General features: G+C 67.3%; 14 protein-coding genes. 4 read left to right on the forward strand and 10 right to left on the reverse strand.

Annotated features, from left to right (window positions below):
- Positions 1 to 64: 64 nt before the first annotated feature.
- The gene (locus ACIQJ5_RS11765; RefSeq protein ID WP_231091886.1) at positions 65 to 1,294 is read right to left on the reverse strand and encodes a multidrug effflux MFS transporter; all 1,230 of its coding nucleotides are present in this window, start codon (positions 1,292 to 1,294) and stop codon (positions 65 to 67) included.
- Between the two features lie 462 nt (positions 1,295 to 1,756).
- Between ACIQJ5_RS11765 and ACIQJ5_RS11770 the strand changes: the two genes are divergently transcribed.
- Positions 1,757 to 2,341, forward strand: a complete 585-nt coding sequence (locus ACIQJ5_RS11770) for a nitroreductase family protein (protein WP_231091885.1) — start codon at positions 1,757 to 1,759, stop codon at positions 2,339 to 2,341.
- 89 nt (positions 2,342 to 2,430) lie between these two features.
- Here ACIQJ5_RS11770 and ACIQJ5_RS11775 read toward each other — a convergent pair whose 3' ends face one another.
- From ACIQJ5_RS11775 to ACIQJ5_RS11785, 3 genes are all read right to left on the reverse strand, one after another.
- The gene (locus ACIQJ5_RS11775; protein ID WP_231091782.1) at positions 2,431 to 3,402 is read right to left on the reverse strand and encodes a carbohydrate ABC transporter permease; all 972 of its coding nucleotides are present in this window, start codon (positions 3,400 to 3,402) and stop codon (positions 2,431 to 2,433) included.
- A complete protein-coding gene (locus tag ACIQJ5_RS11780) occupies positions 3,402 to 4,724 on the reverse strand; it encodes a carbohydrate ABC transporter permease (protein WP_402844104.1) in 1,323 nt (440 codons plus the stop codon). The genes ACIQJ5_RS11775 and ACIQJ5_RS11780 overlap by 1 nt, the downstream gene beginning before the upstream one ends.
- Before the next feature lie 105 nt (positions 4,725 to 4,829).
- Positions 4,830 to 6,176 carry an ABC transporter substrate-binding protein gene (locus ACIQJ5_RS11785; protein ID WP_231091780.1) on the reverse strand — a complete coding sequence of 449 codons (1,347 nt, stop codon included), beginning with the start codon at positions 6,174 to 6,176 and terminating at the stop codon, positions 4,830 to 4,832.
- A gap of 288 nt (positions 6,177 to 6,464) precedes the next feature.
- On the opposite strand from ACIQJ5_RS11785, the gene ACIQJ5_RS11790 reads away from it, so the two are divergent.
- Positions 6,465 to 7,475: a LacI family DNA-binding transcriptional regulator gene (locus ACIQJ5_RS11790; RefSeq protein ID WP_231091779.1), complete on the forward strand. Its 1,011-nt coding sequence runs from the start codon at positions 6,465 to 6,467 to the stop codon at positions 7,473 to 7,475.
- A 134-nt stretch (positions 7,476 to 7,609) separates the two neighbouring features.
- On the opposite strand, the gene rplL is transcribed toward ACIQJ5_RS11790, so the two are convergent.
- The 6 genes from rplL to ACIQJ5_RS11820 all read right to left on the reverse strand — a co-directional run bounded on the left by rplL (position 7,610) and on the right by ACIQJ5_RS11820 (position 12,890).
- The gene (gene rplL / locus ACIQJ5_RS11795; protein ID WP_231091778.1) at positions 7,610 to 7,993 is read right to left on the reverse strand and encodes a 50S ribosomal protein L7/L12; all 384 of its coding nucleotides are present in this window, start codon (positions 7,991 to 7,993) and stop codon (positions 7,610 to 7,612) included.
- Between the two features lie 51 nt (positions 7,994 to 8,044).
- Complete coding sequence (gene rplJ, locus ACIQJ5_RS11800) at positions 8,045 to 8,533, reverse strand: 50S ribosomal protein L10 (RefSeq protein ID WP_231091777.1); 489 nt, start codon at positions 8,531 to 8,533, stop codon at positions 8,045 to 8,047.
- A 298-nt stretch (positions 8,534 to 8,831) separates the two neighbouring features.
- Positions 8,832 to 9,839 carry a sugar phosphate isomerase/epimerase gene (locus ACIQJ5_RS11805; RefSeq protein WP_231091776.1) on the reverse strand — a complete coding sequence of 336 codons (1,008 nt, stop codon included), beginning with the start codon at positions 9,837 to 9,839 and terminating at the stop codon, positions 8,832 to 8,834.
- A complete protein-coding gene (locus ACIQJ5_RS11810) occupies positions 9,832 to 10,950 on the reverse strand; it encodes a Gfo/Idh/MocA family protein (RefSeq protein ID WP_402844111.1) in 1,119 nt (372 codons plus the stop codon). The genes ACIQJ5_RS11805 and ACIQJ5_RS11810 overlap by 8 nt, the downstream gene beginning before the upstream one ends.
- Positions 10,951 to 10,959: 9 nt before the next feature.
- Positions 10,960 to 12,081, reverse strand: coding sequence for a Gfo/Idh/MocA family protein (locus ACIQJ5_RS11815; RefSeq protein WP_402844114.1), 1,122 nt, complete (start codon positions 12,079 to 12,081; stop codon positions 10,960 to 10,962).
- A complete protein-coding gene (locus tag ACIQJ5_RS11820; protein ID WP_402844117.1) occupies positions 12,078 to 12,890 on the reverse strand; it encodes a sugar phosphate isomerase/epimerase family protein in 813 nt (270 codons plus the stop codon). Before ACIQJ5_RS11820 ends, ACIQJ5_RS11815 begins: the two co-directional genes overlap by 4 nt.
- A 102-nt stretch (positions 12,891 to 12,992) precedes the next feature.
- Here ACIQJ5_RS11820 and ACIQJ5_RS11825 point away from each other — a divergent pair, with 102 nt between their 5' ends.
- On the forward strand, positions 12,993 to 13,586 hold the full coding sequence (locus tag ACIQJ5_RS11825; protein WP_231091772.1) for a TetR/AcrR family transcriptional regulator: 594 nt from the start codon (positions 12,993 to 12,995) through the stop codon (positions 13,584 to 13,586).
- 74 nt (positions 13,587 to 13,660) lie between these two features.
- Entirely contained in the window at positions 13,661 to 14,338 is a 678-nt protein-coding gene (locus ACIQJ5_RS11830; protein ID WP_231091771.1) for a YqaJ viral recombinase family protein, read from the forward strand.
- Positions 14,339 to 14,418: the final 80 nt, after the last annotated feature.

Genomic DNA, 14,418 nt, shown 5'->3' on the forward strand with positions numbered 1-14,418 from the left:
GTGGCGCGATTCCTGGACGGCGTGATCGCCGGCGGATTCCCGGGCGAGGGCAGGGCGGTCGGCGTCACGGCGTCAGCATGGCCACCGTACGGGGGCGCACGACGAACCACAGCGCGAGGATCCCGATCACGGCACATCCCACCATCACCGCCGCCATCGTGGTCGGCGTGATTCCGGCGTCGGCGGAGATCAGACCGACCAGCGGCGACACCAGCGCAGCGACGACGTTGTTCGACATTCCCAGAACGCTCGCCGCCGTACCGGCCGCCTTGCCGTGACGATCGAGCGCGAGCACCTGCACGCACGGGAAGGTAAAGCCGCACGCGGACATGAAGAAGAACAGCGGAACGATCGTCCCCCACATGCCGAGGTTCAGCATGTCGCATACGACGATGCCGAACCCGCCGAGCAGCATCGCGATGGTGGAGCCGGCCAGCACCCACTGCGGTCCGATGCGGGCAGCCAGTCGTGCCGCGATCTGGTTTCCGATCACGAGCCCGACCGAGTTGGCGGCGAACAGCATGCCGTACTGGAGCGGCTCAAAGCCGTAGGTCTGCTGGAAGAGGAAGCTGGACGCGGACAGGTAGGAGAACAGTCCGCTGAACGTCATCGCCCCGATGATCAGGACTCCGACGAACACCCGGTCGCTGAACACGCTCGCGTAGCGCTGCCAGAGCGTGCTGGAGCCCTTCCCCTGTCGACGGGCCGGGGGCAGAGTCTCCGGCAGGAAGAAGATGGAGCAGAGGAACATCAGCACGCCATAGGCCGCGAGGAACACGAAGATCCCCCGCCACGGCATCACCGTGAGCAACGCCGACCCGATCAGCGGTGCAATCACCGGAGCGACTCCGGAGACCAGAGCAAGGCGGGACAGCATGATTACGAGGCGACGGCCACCGAAGAGATCACGCACCATCGCCATGGCCACGACACCACCGGCCGCGGCACCCATGCCCATCACCACGCGGGAGATGCCCAGCGCCACCAGCGACGGCGCGAACACCGCGAACACCGACGCCGCCACATGCAGGGCGGTGACCACGAGCAGCGGAACCCGTCGCCCCACCTTGTCGCTCAGCGGCCCCACGATCAGCTGACCGACTCCGAAGCCGAGCATGGTACCCGTCAGGGTGAGCTGGATCGCCGTGGCCGGGGCGCTGAACTCGCGCTCCAGCTGCACGAACGCGGGAAGGTAGAGGTCGACCGTGAATGGCCCGAGCGCGGTGAGGGCTCCGAGGAGGATCACGTACAGCACACGGCGTCGAGCGGAGATGGCATCGCCCGGGTGCAGCATGATCGGGGCGGTCGCCGGATTCGAACCCAGCGTGCGGATGGCCGCCGTCGGCGAGGACGGCAGGCGGATCGAGCCGGTCAGCGTGCGAATGGAGCCGGTGGGCGTGCGCGTCTCACCCTCGCGCAGCTCGGAGTCGGAGGGGCCGGGGACAGGGGCGGTGTCAGGTGTCACGGGGGCTTTCGTCGGCAGAATACGGAACGCGGATCACGAGGTGATCCGCGGAGGGACGCCGGACGAATCGAGAGAATCGAATCGATTCAGGAGCGGCCCCTCCACTCTACCCCGCGGGGGCGTCCAACACGAGAGCGCCGGCCGACCGCCCGTCTCCCACGGCCCGCCACCTCAGTGCGGAATGAACAGCGACGATCCGGGAATACATTTGAGGGCATGGATCGTTGGTACCTCGCAGACGGACGATGAGGTCCGATGACAGAAACCATCGATCCGAAAGGCCTCATCTTCATGAGCACCCCCGCCCTCGGCCGCACCGCGGTCACCGACGCCCCGATCCTCGACGTCCTCGCCGAGCGCTGGAGCACGCGCATCTTCGACGCCACCTCGACGATCGACGAGGAGGCCCTCGCCAGCGCACTCGAAGCCGCACGCTGGGCACCCACGGCCGCCAACACGCAGCCGTGGCGGGTGATCGTGGCCCGTCGCGGGTCCGAAGCCCACGCGAAGGTGCTCGGTACCCTCGCCGGCTTCAACAGCGCCTGGGCCGGCGATGCCGCCCTGCTCGTCGTGTTCGTCGCGGAGACCACCCGCGACGGCCAGCCCATGACGTGGGCCCTGTACGACACCGGCCAGGCCGCCGCGCACTTCACCGTGCAGGCGCACGCCAACGGCCTGTCCACCCACCAAATGGGCGGATTCGACCGCGCGGCCATCTCCGCCGCGTTCGATCTGAGCGACGATTTCACGCCGATCTCCGTTATGGCCGTCGGCGAGCTCGGCGACATCCGCCAGGCTTCCGAAGAGCTGCAGCAGCGCGAGAACGCCCCGCGCGAGCGGCGCCCGATCGCCGACACCCTGGTCGTCAACGACTGAGTTCCGGTCGTGCACGACTGAGGTCATGCGCCGCAACGACGATGCCCGCCGAGCCGAGGCTCAGCGGGCATCGTCGTACCAGAGGGCGGTCAGCCCTTCGTCGCACCGGCCAGGAGGCCGCGGACGAAGAAGCGCTGCAGCGCGAAGAACACGATCAGCGGAACGATGATCGAGATGAACGTTCCCGCGGACTGCAGGAACCACCGGTTGCCCCAGGTCCCCGACAGCGAGTTCAGCGCCTGGGTGATCGGCAGAGCACCCGGCGATGCGAAGATCGTCGCGACCAGCAGATCGTTCCAGACCCAGAGGAACTGGAAGATGCCGAACGAGGCGATCGCCGGCATGGCCAGCGGCAGGATGATCCGGAAGAACACCTGACCGTGACCGGCGCCGTCGACCCGCGCCGCCTCGACCACTTCACCCGGAATCTCCGAAATGAAGTTGTGGAGCATGAACGTCGCCAGCGGCAGCGCGAAGATCGCGTGCGCGATCCAGACGCGGGCGAAGGAGTAGTTCACGTCGTTGAGGCCGAAGCCGGGGAAGATCTGCACGCCGTTGAGCGTGAGGCCCTCCGAGAACAGGCTCAAGAGCGGAACCAGGGCCATCTGGAGCGGGACGATCTGCAGCGCGAACACGAACACGAACAGCAGGTTGCGGCCCTTGAAATCGATCCACGCGAACGCATACGCCGCCAGTGACGCGATGACGATCGGGAACACGGTCGCGGGGATCGTGATCGCCAGCGAGTTGACGAAGGCGGAGGCGAGGGTGGTGGACGTTCCACCGGCGGTCAGCGCTTCGACGTAGTTCTGCAGTGTGAACTCCGGGTTCGTGAACACGGTCCACCAACCTGTGGACTGCGTGTCCGCACCGGGGCGGAACGAGGTGACGAACAGACCGAAGGTCGGGATCGTCCAGAAGATCGCGATGATGATCGCCGCGATGGTGGCGCCCTTGGACGTCAGCTTCTTCTGGGCGATCGCCTCGTTGCGGCGAGTGTCGCGAGCGACCTGACGCTTGGTCCGGTTGTCTGCCGTGGTGACGGCCTGCGTGGCACTCATCAGCGGATCTCCCTCTGCTTGCGCATGGATCGGGCGTTGTAGATGATCAACGGCAGCACGAACAGGAACAGCACCACGGCCAGCGCCGACGAGTGTCCGTAGCTCTGGAAGCGCTGCTGCTGGTTGACCATCTCGAAGCCCAGCACGGTGGTGTCGTCTCGTCCGCCGGTCATCACGGCCACGATGTCGTACACCTTCAGCGAGGCGATCGTCACTGTGGTGAGCACCACGATCAGCGACGAGCGGATACCGGGGACGGTCACGTTGGTGAAACGCTGCCATGCGTTCGTGCCGTCCAGCTGAGCGGCCTCCAGCTGCTCGGTCGGAACGGCCTTGATGGCGGCGGACAGGATGACCATCGCGAAGCCGGTCTGCGTCCAGATGAAGACGATGAGCAGCATCAGGGTATTGACCAGAGGCTTGACCGCCAGCCAGTTCACCGGGTCCCCGCCGAACATCGTCACGATCGCGTTGAGCAGACCGAGCTGGTCGCCCTGGCGGTAGTCGTACATGAACTTCCAGATGATGCCCGCACCCACGAAGGAGATGGCGACGGGCATGAACACCAGGACCTTCAGCACCTTCTCGCCGCGGGCACGGTCGATGAAGACGGCGTAGGCCAGTCCGATGACCACCGAGATGGTGGGAGCGAGCACGGCCCAGATCAGGGTGTTGACCACCGAGACCCACCCGGCCGAGTTCGTGAAGACCCAGATGTAGTTGTCGAACCCGACGAAGGAGTCGCCCTTCTTGTCGAAGAACGACTTGAAGAACGTCGAGATGGCCGGGTAGATGAGGCCGAGCACCAGCATCAGCGCGGCCGGCGTCATGAAGAGGATCAGCTGGAACAGGTAGCCGGCGCCCTGACGCGAGCGGTAGTCGGCGAAGAACAGCAGCGCCCCGGCGAGCAGGGCGATCGCGACGACGTAGAGCACCGCGTTCGAGTACGGGCGCAGGAGCATGAAGCCGAGCACGGGGATCGCGAGGCAGGCGATCAGACGCATGACCAGGTAGCCCCGCCCGGGACGAGGGGCGAACTCGATCAGCACGAGCACGATCGCGACCACCACGCCGAAGATCACGAGGATGATCGGGATCTGCAGGAGCGGGTGGAGCCCGCCCATCCAGACGAACAGCTGGTTGAGCGAGAAGCCGAGGGAGATCCGCTGGGGATCCTCCACGGGTGCGCTGAAGATCAGCAGCAGGAAGAGCGCAACGATGACGGCGAAACCGATGACGACGAGGGTGCGGGTGAGCGCGCGCCCCTTCGCGTCGGTCCCGTGCGTCGTCGTCGGCGGACTGACGGCGGTCTGCTGGGACATGGAGACCCCTTCTGAGTGCTGCGGTGCACTCGGTCGGTGCCGATAGATGCGGGGCCGGTTCCCGAAGGACCCGACCCCGCATCCGATCAGCGGGTTGCGATCAGATTAGTTCTCGTAACCGGCCTGGATGTCACTCAGCACCGTCTTGGTGTCCTTGCCGTCGATCCAGTCGACCATTCCCTTCCAGAACGAGCCGGAGCCCACGGTGGAGGGCATCAGGTCGGAGGCGTCGAAACGGAAGACCGTGCTGTCGTCCTGCATGATCTTCATCGCGTCCTGCAGGAACTCGCTGGAGGCCAGCGACGGATCGGCGTTCTTGTTCGCGGAGATCACACCACCGAGCTTGACACGGGCGTCGGCGAACTCGGGCGATGCCATGAACTCGAGCACCTTCTGGGTGGACTCGTCGTCGGAGAAGCCGGCGACGAACTCGCCGCCACCCTCAACCTGGAGCGCACCGTCGGTCATGCCCGGCATGATGAACGCGTAGACGTCACCATCGGGGGCGACGGTCGGGGTCTCGCCCGCGGCGTTCTTCACGTCGAGGAAGTTGGCCGACAGGAACGACGCCTGGTGCGTCAGAGCGCACGAGCCGTCGGCCACCTTCGCGGCCACATCGGCGAATGCGGTGGAGTTGATGCTCTTGACGTCGCCGAAGCCGGCGTTGACGTAGTTCGGGTCCTTGAGGATGGTGCCCACCGCGTCGAACGCCTTCTCGATCTCCGGATCGGTGAACTTCACGTCACCGGCGACCCACTTGTCGTAGACGTCAGGACCGGCCTGGCGAAGCACGAGGTCCTCGATCCAGTCGGTGCCCGGCCATCCCGATGCGTCGCCCGAGGCGAAGCCGGCGCACCACGGTGCGGTGCTGGTCTTCTCCTGGATGGTCTTGGTGAGCGTCATCATCTCGTCCCACGTCTTCGGGACCTCGACACCCCACTCCTTGAACTTCGCCGGCGAGTACCAGACGTAGCCCTTCAGGTTCGCGAGCATCGGCGCCGCGTAGAACGTGTCGTCGAACGTGCCGTAGTTCTTCCAGTCCTTCGACCAGTTCTCATCGACGGCCTTCGAGACGGCCTCGGGAGCCGGCTGGACCTTGCCCGTCTCGACGAGGGTCTTCAGCAGACCGGGCTGCGGGACGATGGCGATGTCGGGTGCATCGCCACCGGTCACCTTCGTGACGATGTTGCCCTCGAAGCTCTTGTCACCGGTGTACTCCACCGTGATGCCGGTGTCCTTGGTGAACTGCTCGAAAGATGCGTTGAGGTCGTCGGCTTCCGTGCCGGTGATGCCGCCTGAGATGCGGACGGTCTTGGTCGAGCCGCCGTCTCCGCTGCCACCGGTGCTGCCACCGGTGCCGCCGTCGCTCTCGGCACAGCCCGCGAGTGCGAGACCGAGGATGCCTGCGAAGGCCAGGGGTGCAAGCACCCGACGTCGCTGAGACATGCCCATTCGTTCCTCCTTTGGATCGCGCGGGGAGCCCTTCCTCGCGCTCGGGTTCAATCAGGAACCGCTTCCAGGCGAACGTAGTCGGTTGCGGCTCGGATCACAACATTTGGGAAGTCACAACTCGATAACCCCACGATCCGCGCCGCGGGAGCGCTCCCAAACCCGAATCGACACACCCGAGACACGAAACCGCAGTCACAACCGGTTCCACATCCGTGGGGGTATGAATTACAGTTGACCGACACGGGGCCAAGACGACGGTCGGCAAGCGCAGAACACGGAGGGCGTTCGATGAGTGGAATCGCCGAGGTGGCACGCCGCGCTGGCGTGTCGAAATCGACGGCCAGTCGCGCACTGAGCGGTCGTGGTTACGTGTCCCCCGCCACCCAGGAGCGCGTGCAGGAGGCCGCGAACGCGCTCGGATACGTACCGTCCACGAACGCGGTCAGCCTCGCCACCGGACGCACCCAGACGATCGGCGTGATCGTGCCGCACGCGAATCACTGGTTCTTCGGCGAGGTGCTGGAGGGAATCCAGCGGGCGCTCATGGAGCGCGGGTTCGATCTCGCCCTCTACTCCGCGCAGCCCGGAAGCCTGGAACGCTCCCATGTGTTCGAGACATACCTCGGACGGAGCCGCTTCGACGGATTGATCACCGTGGGCATCGAACCCGATCAGCAGGAGCTGGAGCGCATCGCCGCGCTCGGCAAGCCCTTCGTCTCGATCGGCAGCTACGACATCGGAAACAGCGCGGTCTCCATCGACGATGCCGCCTCCGCCCGTATCGCCACCGAGCATCTGCTGGCCCTCGGCCACACGGACATCGTCTTCCTGGGTGGCGAGGCGAACATGGCCTGGCCGAGTTTCGGTGACGCCCACCGCGTCACCGGGTACGCCTCGGCCATGCGCGAAGCGGGCCTGGAGAGCGCCATCAGGCTGGCGCCATGCGGGGTGTCCATGCCCGCAGGCTACGACGCGGCCGTGGATCTGCTGAGCAATGCGCGCACCCGGCCGACGGCCATCGTCGCCGTGGCCGACGAGGTGGCCATCGGAGCCATCATCGCGGCGCGCCGCATGGGCATCTCGGTGCCGGCTCAGCTCAGCGTGGTGGGCATCGACGACCACGAGAACGCCGAGATGTTCGCCCTCACCACCCTGCGCCAGAACCCCCGCGAGCAGGCGGCACTGGCGGTCGAACTGCTCGAGGAGCACATCGACAGTCCCGACGCTCCCCCGCGGCGTATCTGGGCCCCCACCCGTTTCGTGATCCGCAACTCCACCGCCGCCCCTACCGAGCGCTGACCCACCGACCGAGTCACGCCCGGTCGATACTCCACGCGCCCGAGTCACGCGCGTGAGCACGACGAAGGCCCCCGGGGCGAACCCGGGGGCCTTCGGAGAACGGTATGCCGGCGAGCCGGCGAGCGTTCGGGAAATTACTTGACGGTGACCGTCGCGCCAGCCTCTTCGAGGGCAGCCTTGGCCTTCTCAGCGGCCTCCTTGTTGGCGCCCTCAAGGACAGCCTTCGGAGCGCCGTCGACGACAGCCTTGGCCTCACCCAGGCCGAGCGAGGTGAGCTCGCGGACGACCTTGATGACCTGGATCTTCTTGTCGCCAGCAGCCTCGAGGATGACGTCGAAGGAGTCCTTCTCCTCTTCCTCGGCGGCAGCAGCGCCTGCACCCGCGGCGCCGGCAACGGCGACCGGAGCAGCAGCGGTGACGTCGAACTTCTCCTCGAACGCCTTCACGAACTCGCTGAGCTCGATGAGCGTGAGGCCCTCGAACTGCTCGAGCAGCTCTTCGGTGGTGAGCTTCGCCATGATGTATCTCCTACTGAGTGTTTGTGGTTTGTGAAAGAGAGCGAGGACCGCTTACGCGGCCTGAGCGCCCTCGAGCTTCTCGCGAAGAGCGTCGATGGTGGCGGCAGCCTTGCCCATCGTCGCCTTCATCATTCCCGCTGCCTTCGCCAGCAGAACCTCACGGCTCTCCAGCGACGCGTACTTCTCGACCTCGGCAGCGCTGAGGGTGTTGCCCTCGAAGACGCCGCCCTTGATCACGAGAAGCGGGTTGGCCTTGGCGAAGTCACGCAGAGCCTTCGCGGTGGCGACGAAGTCGCCGTGCACGAATGCCACGGCCGACGGACCCTTGAGGTCGTCGTCCAGAGCGGTGATCCCTGCGTTGTTGGCAGCGATCTTGGTCAGCGTGTTCTTCACCACGGCGTACTGCGCGTCCTGACGGATGCTGTTGCGCAGCTGCTTGAGCTGGGCAACCGTCAGACCGCGGTACTCGGTCAGCAGGACGGCGTTCGAGTTCTCGAAGTTCTTCGTGAGCTCGGCGACCGATGCATCCTTCTGCGCCATGGTCACTCCTTGATGTGCTTGTGACATCACGCGGGTGCGTGGTGTCCGCCTCGACCGCCCGCAGTGCAAACAAAAACGCTCCGGCGCAAGCGCACGGAGCGTGATCCCAGAGGGAGAGTCTCTATGACACCTGCGCGGGCCCCTGCTTTCGCAGTGCTTCGATCCTCGAGAGGACGACCGGCGGTCTTCGGCTCCGACAACTCTAACAGCGCACGAGACAGTCGCCAAATCCGCGAGCGGCGAGGGGCACGGCATCGCTGCCGCGCCCCTCGCCGCTGTCGCCCTCGTTCAGGACGATCTACTGGTTGCTGAACGCGGCGTCGAAGGATGCCGTCGGCTGCGGCCACAGCAGGGAGCGGACGAACCCGACCGCTTCGGCGGCACCGTGCAGGCGGTCCATTCCGGCGTCCTCCCACTCGATGGAGATCGGTCCGGTGTACCCGATCGCGTCGAGAGCACGGAAGGAGTCCTCCCACGGCACATCGCCGTGACCCGTCGAGACGAAGTCCCACCCGCGGCGCGGGTCGCCCCATGGCAGGTGCGAGCCGAGGACGCCGGCGCGGCCGTTGTGCGGGCGAAGACGCGTGTCCTTGCAGTCGACGTGATAGATGCGGTCCTGGAAGTCCCAGATGAACCCGACGGGGTCGATGTTCTGCCACATCATGTGACTCGGGTCCCAGTTGAAACCGAACGCCGCGCGGCGGTCGATCGCCTCCAGCGCACGCACGCTGCTCCAGTAGTCATACGCGATCTCACTCGGATGGACCTCGTGGGCGAAGCGCACCCCCTCGGAGTCGAACACGTCGAGGATCGGGTTCCATCTCTTCGCGAAGTCCTCGAATCCCGCATCGATCACGTCCTGGCCCACGGGCGGGAACATCGCGACGTACGGCCAGATGGACGATCCGGTGAAGCCCACCACGGTGTCCACGCCGAGCTTCCGCGCGACGCGAGCCGAGCGCTTCATGTCCTCGGCGGCCCGCTGGCGCACGCCTTCGGCATCGCCGTCGCCCCAGACGTAGTCACGCAGGATCGCCTGATGGCGGAAGTCGATGGGCGCATCGCAGACGGCCTGCCCCGCTAGGTGGTTCGAGATCGCGAAGACCTGCAGTCCGTGGCGGTCGAGGATCTCCTTTCGGCTCGCGACGTAGTCGTCGTCCTCATCGGCACGCTTCAGGTCGAGGTGATCGCCGGATGCGGCGATCTCCAGCCCGTCATAGCCCCAGGACGCAGCCAGCCGCGCCACCTCCTCGAAGGGCAGGTCCGCCCACTGGCCGGTGAACAGGGTTACGGGATGCTCAGCCATGCTGTGTCTCCTTCTCGTCGACGTCGGGGATGCTCACCCAGGCGCGGGTGAGCGCGGATTCCAGGACCGCAGCGGTGACACGCGCGGCGCGTAGACCATCGCGGAATGTGGGCAATGCATCAGAGGCCGCACCGCGCACGCCCGCGTAGGCATCGGCCACGAAGGCGGTGAACGCGTCCTGATAGCCCATCGGATGTCCGGCCGGCACGAGGGAGAGCCCGTCATCGCCCGGCCCCTCCGGGTCCCGCAGCACCAGCTGCGAGCCCGTGAGCGCGCCGATCCACAGCTCCTCCGGGCGTTCCTGGGCGAAGCGCACCGACCGCTCGGTCCCGTGCACCTCCAGGGTGAGGCCGTTCTTGCGCCCCGGCGCCATCTGCGACACGAGGAGCGTGGCCAGGGCACCGTTGTCGAGTTCGGCCACCACGGCCACCAGATCCTCGGTGGTCACCGGCTGGCCGCCGCGCTCAGGGAACACCGTGCGGGTCCGGGCGGACACGGCCCGAATGCGCCGGCCGGTCACGAACTCCAGCAGATCGCACAGATGGGAACCGATGTCCGCGAATGCACGCGAGGCGCCGCCGGCCGCGGAGTCCACCCGCCAGTTGGAGTCGGTCTCCCGCAGCAGCCAGTCCTGCAAGTACGCGCCCTCGACGCTCAGTACTGTGCCGACCACCCCGGAGCGCACCAGCTCCCGGGCATGACGCACCTGCGGGTGGTAGCGGTAGACGAACGGAACCGCACCGGCGACTCCTGCGGCATCCGCCGCGTCCACCACCGCGAGCGCGTCGGAGACGGTGGTGGCCAGCGGCTTCTCGCAGATGACATGGCGGCCTGCGGCGAGCAGCGCGATGGTCTGCGCGGCGTGGTCGCGGTTCGGGGTGCACACGTGCACGATGTCGCTCAGTTCGGCGACCTCCGTCACGTCGGCCACCCCTCTCTCGATGCCCAGCTCGGCCGCGGCCGCCACCCCGCGGTCCGGAGTGGAGCTGGCCAGAGCCACCAGCCGCGCGCGAGCGGCTCGAGCGGCACGGGAGTGCACGGCGGCCATGAAGCCACCGCCGAGGAATCCGGCGCGCAGCGCGGCCGGCGCCTGATCGGTTGTCTCGCTCATGAGCACGTCCTACAGGGTCGCCGCGAACGGGTCGCGATCTTCCGGCACGAAGGGGATGTCCCCCACGGTGCTCTCCACCGTGACGAACTCACCCGATGCGACCGACTCCTCGATCGCGGTGAGGGTGTCGAAGACGTGGTAGCCGATCTCCCCGGTGGCGATGTGGGCCGTGCCACCACGGATCGCCCGCGCCATGTCCAGCACCCCCAGTCCGCGCCCGGACTCGATGCCCACCGGCGCGAGCGTCTCGTACTGGGGCCCGTCGCCCATCCGGTCGATCGATGGTGCGCGCGTGATCTGCACGTCGCCACCGAACGTGTTCGGGTCGGGAATGATGAGGGTGCCCTCCGTGCCGGTGATCTCCACCACACCGGTGCGTGCGAGGGGCGAGTCGAAGCTGAACACGCTCTGGGACTGCTGCCCCGACTCGAACCGCGCGATGGCCTGCACGAGGGTGGGAACCTCGACCGGGAACTCCTCACCGGAGCGGGGACCGACCTGGACAGTGCGACTCTCGCGACCTCGCAGCCCCACCGCGGCAACGGCGTCGACCGATCCGAACAGGTGCACCAGCGCCGTGATGTAATACGGCCCCATGTCGATGAGGGGCCCGGCGCCGCGGGCGAACAGGAAGTCCGGGTTCGGGTGGAAGATGTCCGGGCCGATGTACTGCATCGCGGTCTGCGCGGCCAGCGGGACACCGATGTCACCGCGGGCGATGGCGCGGCGAGCGGTCTGCAGGCCGGGGCCGAGCACGGTGTCCGGAGCGATGCCCACACGCACACCAGCGGCTTCGGCTGCCCCGAGCATCGCCTTCGCCTCGTCGCGGTTCACGCCGATCGGCTTCTCGCTCCAGACGTGCTTGCCCGCGGCGATGGCCGCCAGCGACACCGGGACATGCGCCTGCGGAATGGTCAGGTTCAGGACGAGGTCGACGTCAGGGTGCGCGAGCACCGCATCCGGGTCCCCGCTCTCGGCGACGCCGTACTTCTCCGCCTGCGCGGCGGCCCGCTCCGTGTCCAGATCGCCGATGATGACGACACGCACGTCGGGGAACTGCGTCAGGTTGGTGAGGTACTGATCGCTGATCATGCCGGCCCCGATGAAGCCGATGCCGAAGGGAGCGGTCATCGCACGCCCGCCTCACGCAGGAAGGCGGCGCTGTCGTTGATCGCGCCGAACAGGTCGCCGTCGTAGGTGTCGAATTCCACCACCGCGAACTCGGCGGCCGGTGCAGCGGCGAGCACCTCGCGCAGCGGCACCTCGCCCGTTCCCGCGATGCGCTGCTGGAGTGTGACCGACGACGGGTCAGCGGCGCGGAACGGGTCCTCACCGAGGATGCCGTCCTTCATGTGGAGCAGGCGCACGCGGTCGCCGAGACGACGCAGCAGCGCGGGAACGTCCTGACCGCCGATGGCGGCCCAGTACACGTCGATCTCGAGCACGATGCGCGGGTCCAGCAGCGCGGCGAAGGCCTCCAGCGCGCTCACGCCGTCGAAGGAGGCGATGAACTCCTGCGAGTGGTTGTGATAGCCCAGCCGAATGCCCCGCGCCTCGGCGGCGTCGACGTAGCTGTTGAGCCGGTCGGCTGTGGCACGGATCTCCTCGATTCCCTGCCAGCGGTCCGGAGCAACCATCGGGTCGATCAGAGTGGTCACCCCGAGTGTCTCGGCCTCATCCAGCACCTGGGCGAACGGCGGGTTCACGATCACCGTCTCCCCATAGCGGACCTCGTCCGTGAGGAAGCCGGCGTGGGCGCTGGGAGACACCACGCCGGCGGCGTCGAAGGCTGCTCGCAGTTCGGCGGCACGGCCCACGAAACCGAAGGCCTCCACGTTGCGGAATCCGGACTCGGCCAGCCGCGCCAGCGTTCCGGGGGTGTCTTCAGCGAGCGCGTCGCGCACCGTATAGAGCTGGATCGAGAGTTCCGGTGTGGACATGAGGGCCTTCCTCGTCGTCGAGAAGCGGTCGTCGAATTCGACCTGCGGTTGGATTTGGGATCATCGTAGTCTCAAAACTCGACCAGCGGTAGAGTTTCCGTCATGGCTGGCACCGCACGCGGACCTTACGCGAAGACCGAGCAGTTCCGACTCGATGTCCTCGACGCCGCGCTGCGGATCCTGGCCGAGCGCGGCTTCGACGCCACCACCCTGCAACTGATCGCCGACGAGGTCGGTCGATCGAAGGCGGGGCTGCTGCACCACTTCGGCTCCCGTGAGGCCCTGATGCTGGCGATCGTGCGACACCGAGACGCCGTCAACCGTCGTGCCTTCCCCGCCGGGGCCGGCGACGACTTCACGGCGACGCTCGAACTCGTGACGCACAACACCACCGTGCCGGGGCTGGTGGCTCTGTTCAGCATCACGGCGGCGCTCGCCGCCGGGGATCCGGACGACACCGATCGGCGGGCCTACTTCCGCGAGCGCTACGAACGAAACCGCGGTGGCTTCACCCGGCGCCTCACCGAGGCACAGGCGGCCGGCACGGTGCGCGACGACATCCCCGCCGCCGACATCGCGAGTCTCCTGCTCGCCGCGATGGACGGGCTCCAGATCCAGTGGCTCCTGGACGATCGCATCGACATGGCCGCACACCTGTCCTCCTTCATCCGCCTCCTCCAACCCGCCGGCGCCTGAGTCCCCGTCCGCGCGGTCCTGACGCGCCGAGGCGGCTGGTCGGCAGAGTCCGTGGCGGGGCGTAGCCTCGAAGGGTGACTCCGGAACTTCAGGCGCGCATCATCGCGGACTCCCGCGACCGCGTCGGCTGGCTCCGCGCGCGCTCGCGCGGCATCACGGCCACGGATGTCGCCACGCTCACCAGCGAACGATCGATCGCACGCGCCGCGGATGCGAAGCTCGGCGGATCGCGCTTCGGCGGCAACGCGTACACCGACCACGGCCGGCGTCGCGAGCCGGAGATCGCAGCCTGGGTCGCGGCGACGCACGGCATCTCCCCCTCCAGCGCGCTGTTCTGCGCAGAGGTGGAGAAGCGTCATCTGGCCACGCCCGACGGGATCGGACTGGACGAGTCCGGGGCCGTGGTGCTGGCGGAGATCAAGACGACCAACAAGTCGTGGAACTCCATCCCCCGCAACTACCTCCGGCAGGTGTGGTGGCAGCAACACGTGCTGGGCGCCGAGCGCACGCTCTTCTGCTGGGAAGAGCACGAAGGGTTCGTGCCACTGCACGACGAGCCTCGCGCCGTGTGGATCGATCGCGACGACCGCGAGATCGCCAAACTCGTCCGCCTCGCCACGGGACTGATCGACGAGCTGCATCGCCGGACCCACCCCGACACCACCCTGCTTCCCCCGCGGCCGACCGCCGCCACGCCGCGTCAGACGCCGCGCGAGCGCGACATCTTCCGCGCCCTCGCGCTCACGGACTGACGCGGGAAAACCCCGCGCGTCCGAGAAGCCCAGCGAACGCGGGGCTTCTCGGACGCGCTCGGGTGTTCCCGGTGCCGCTA

Origin of the sequence: Microbacterium sp. GXS0129 (assembly GCF_044769785.1) — a bacterium.
Taxonomy (GTDB): domain Bacteria; phylum Actinomycetota; class Actinomycetes; order Actinomycetales; family Microbacteriaceae; genus Microbacterium; species Microbacterium nymphoidis.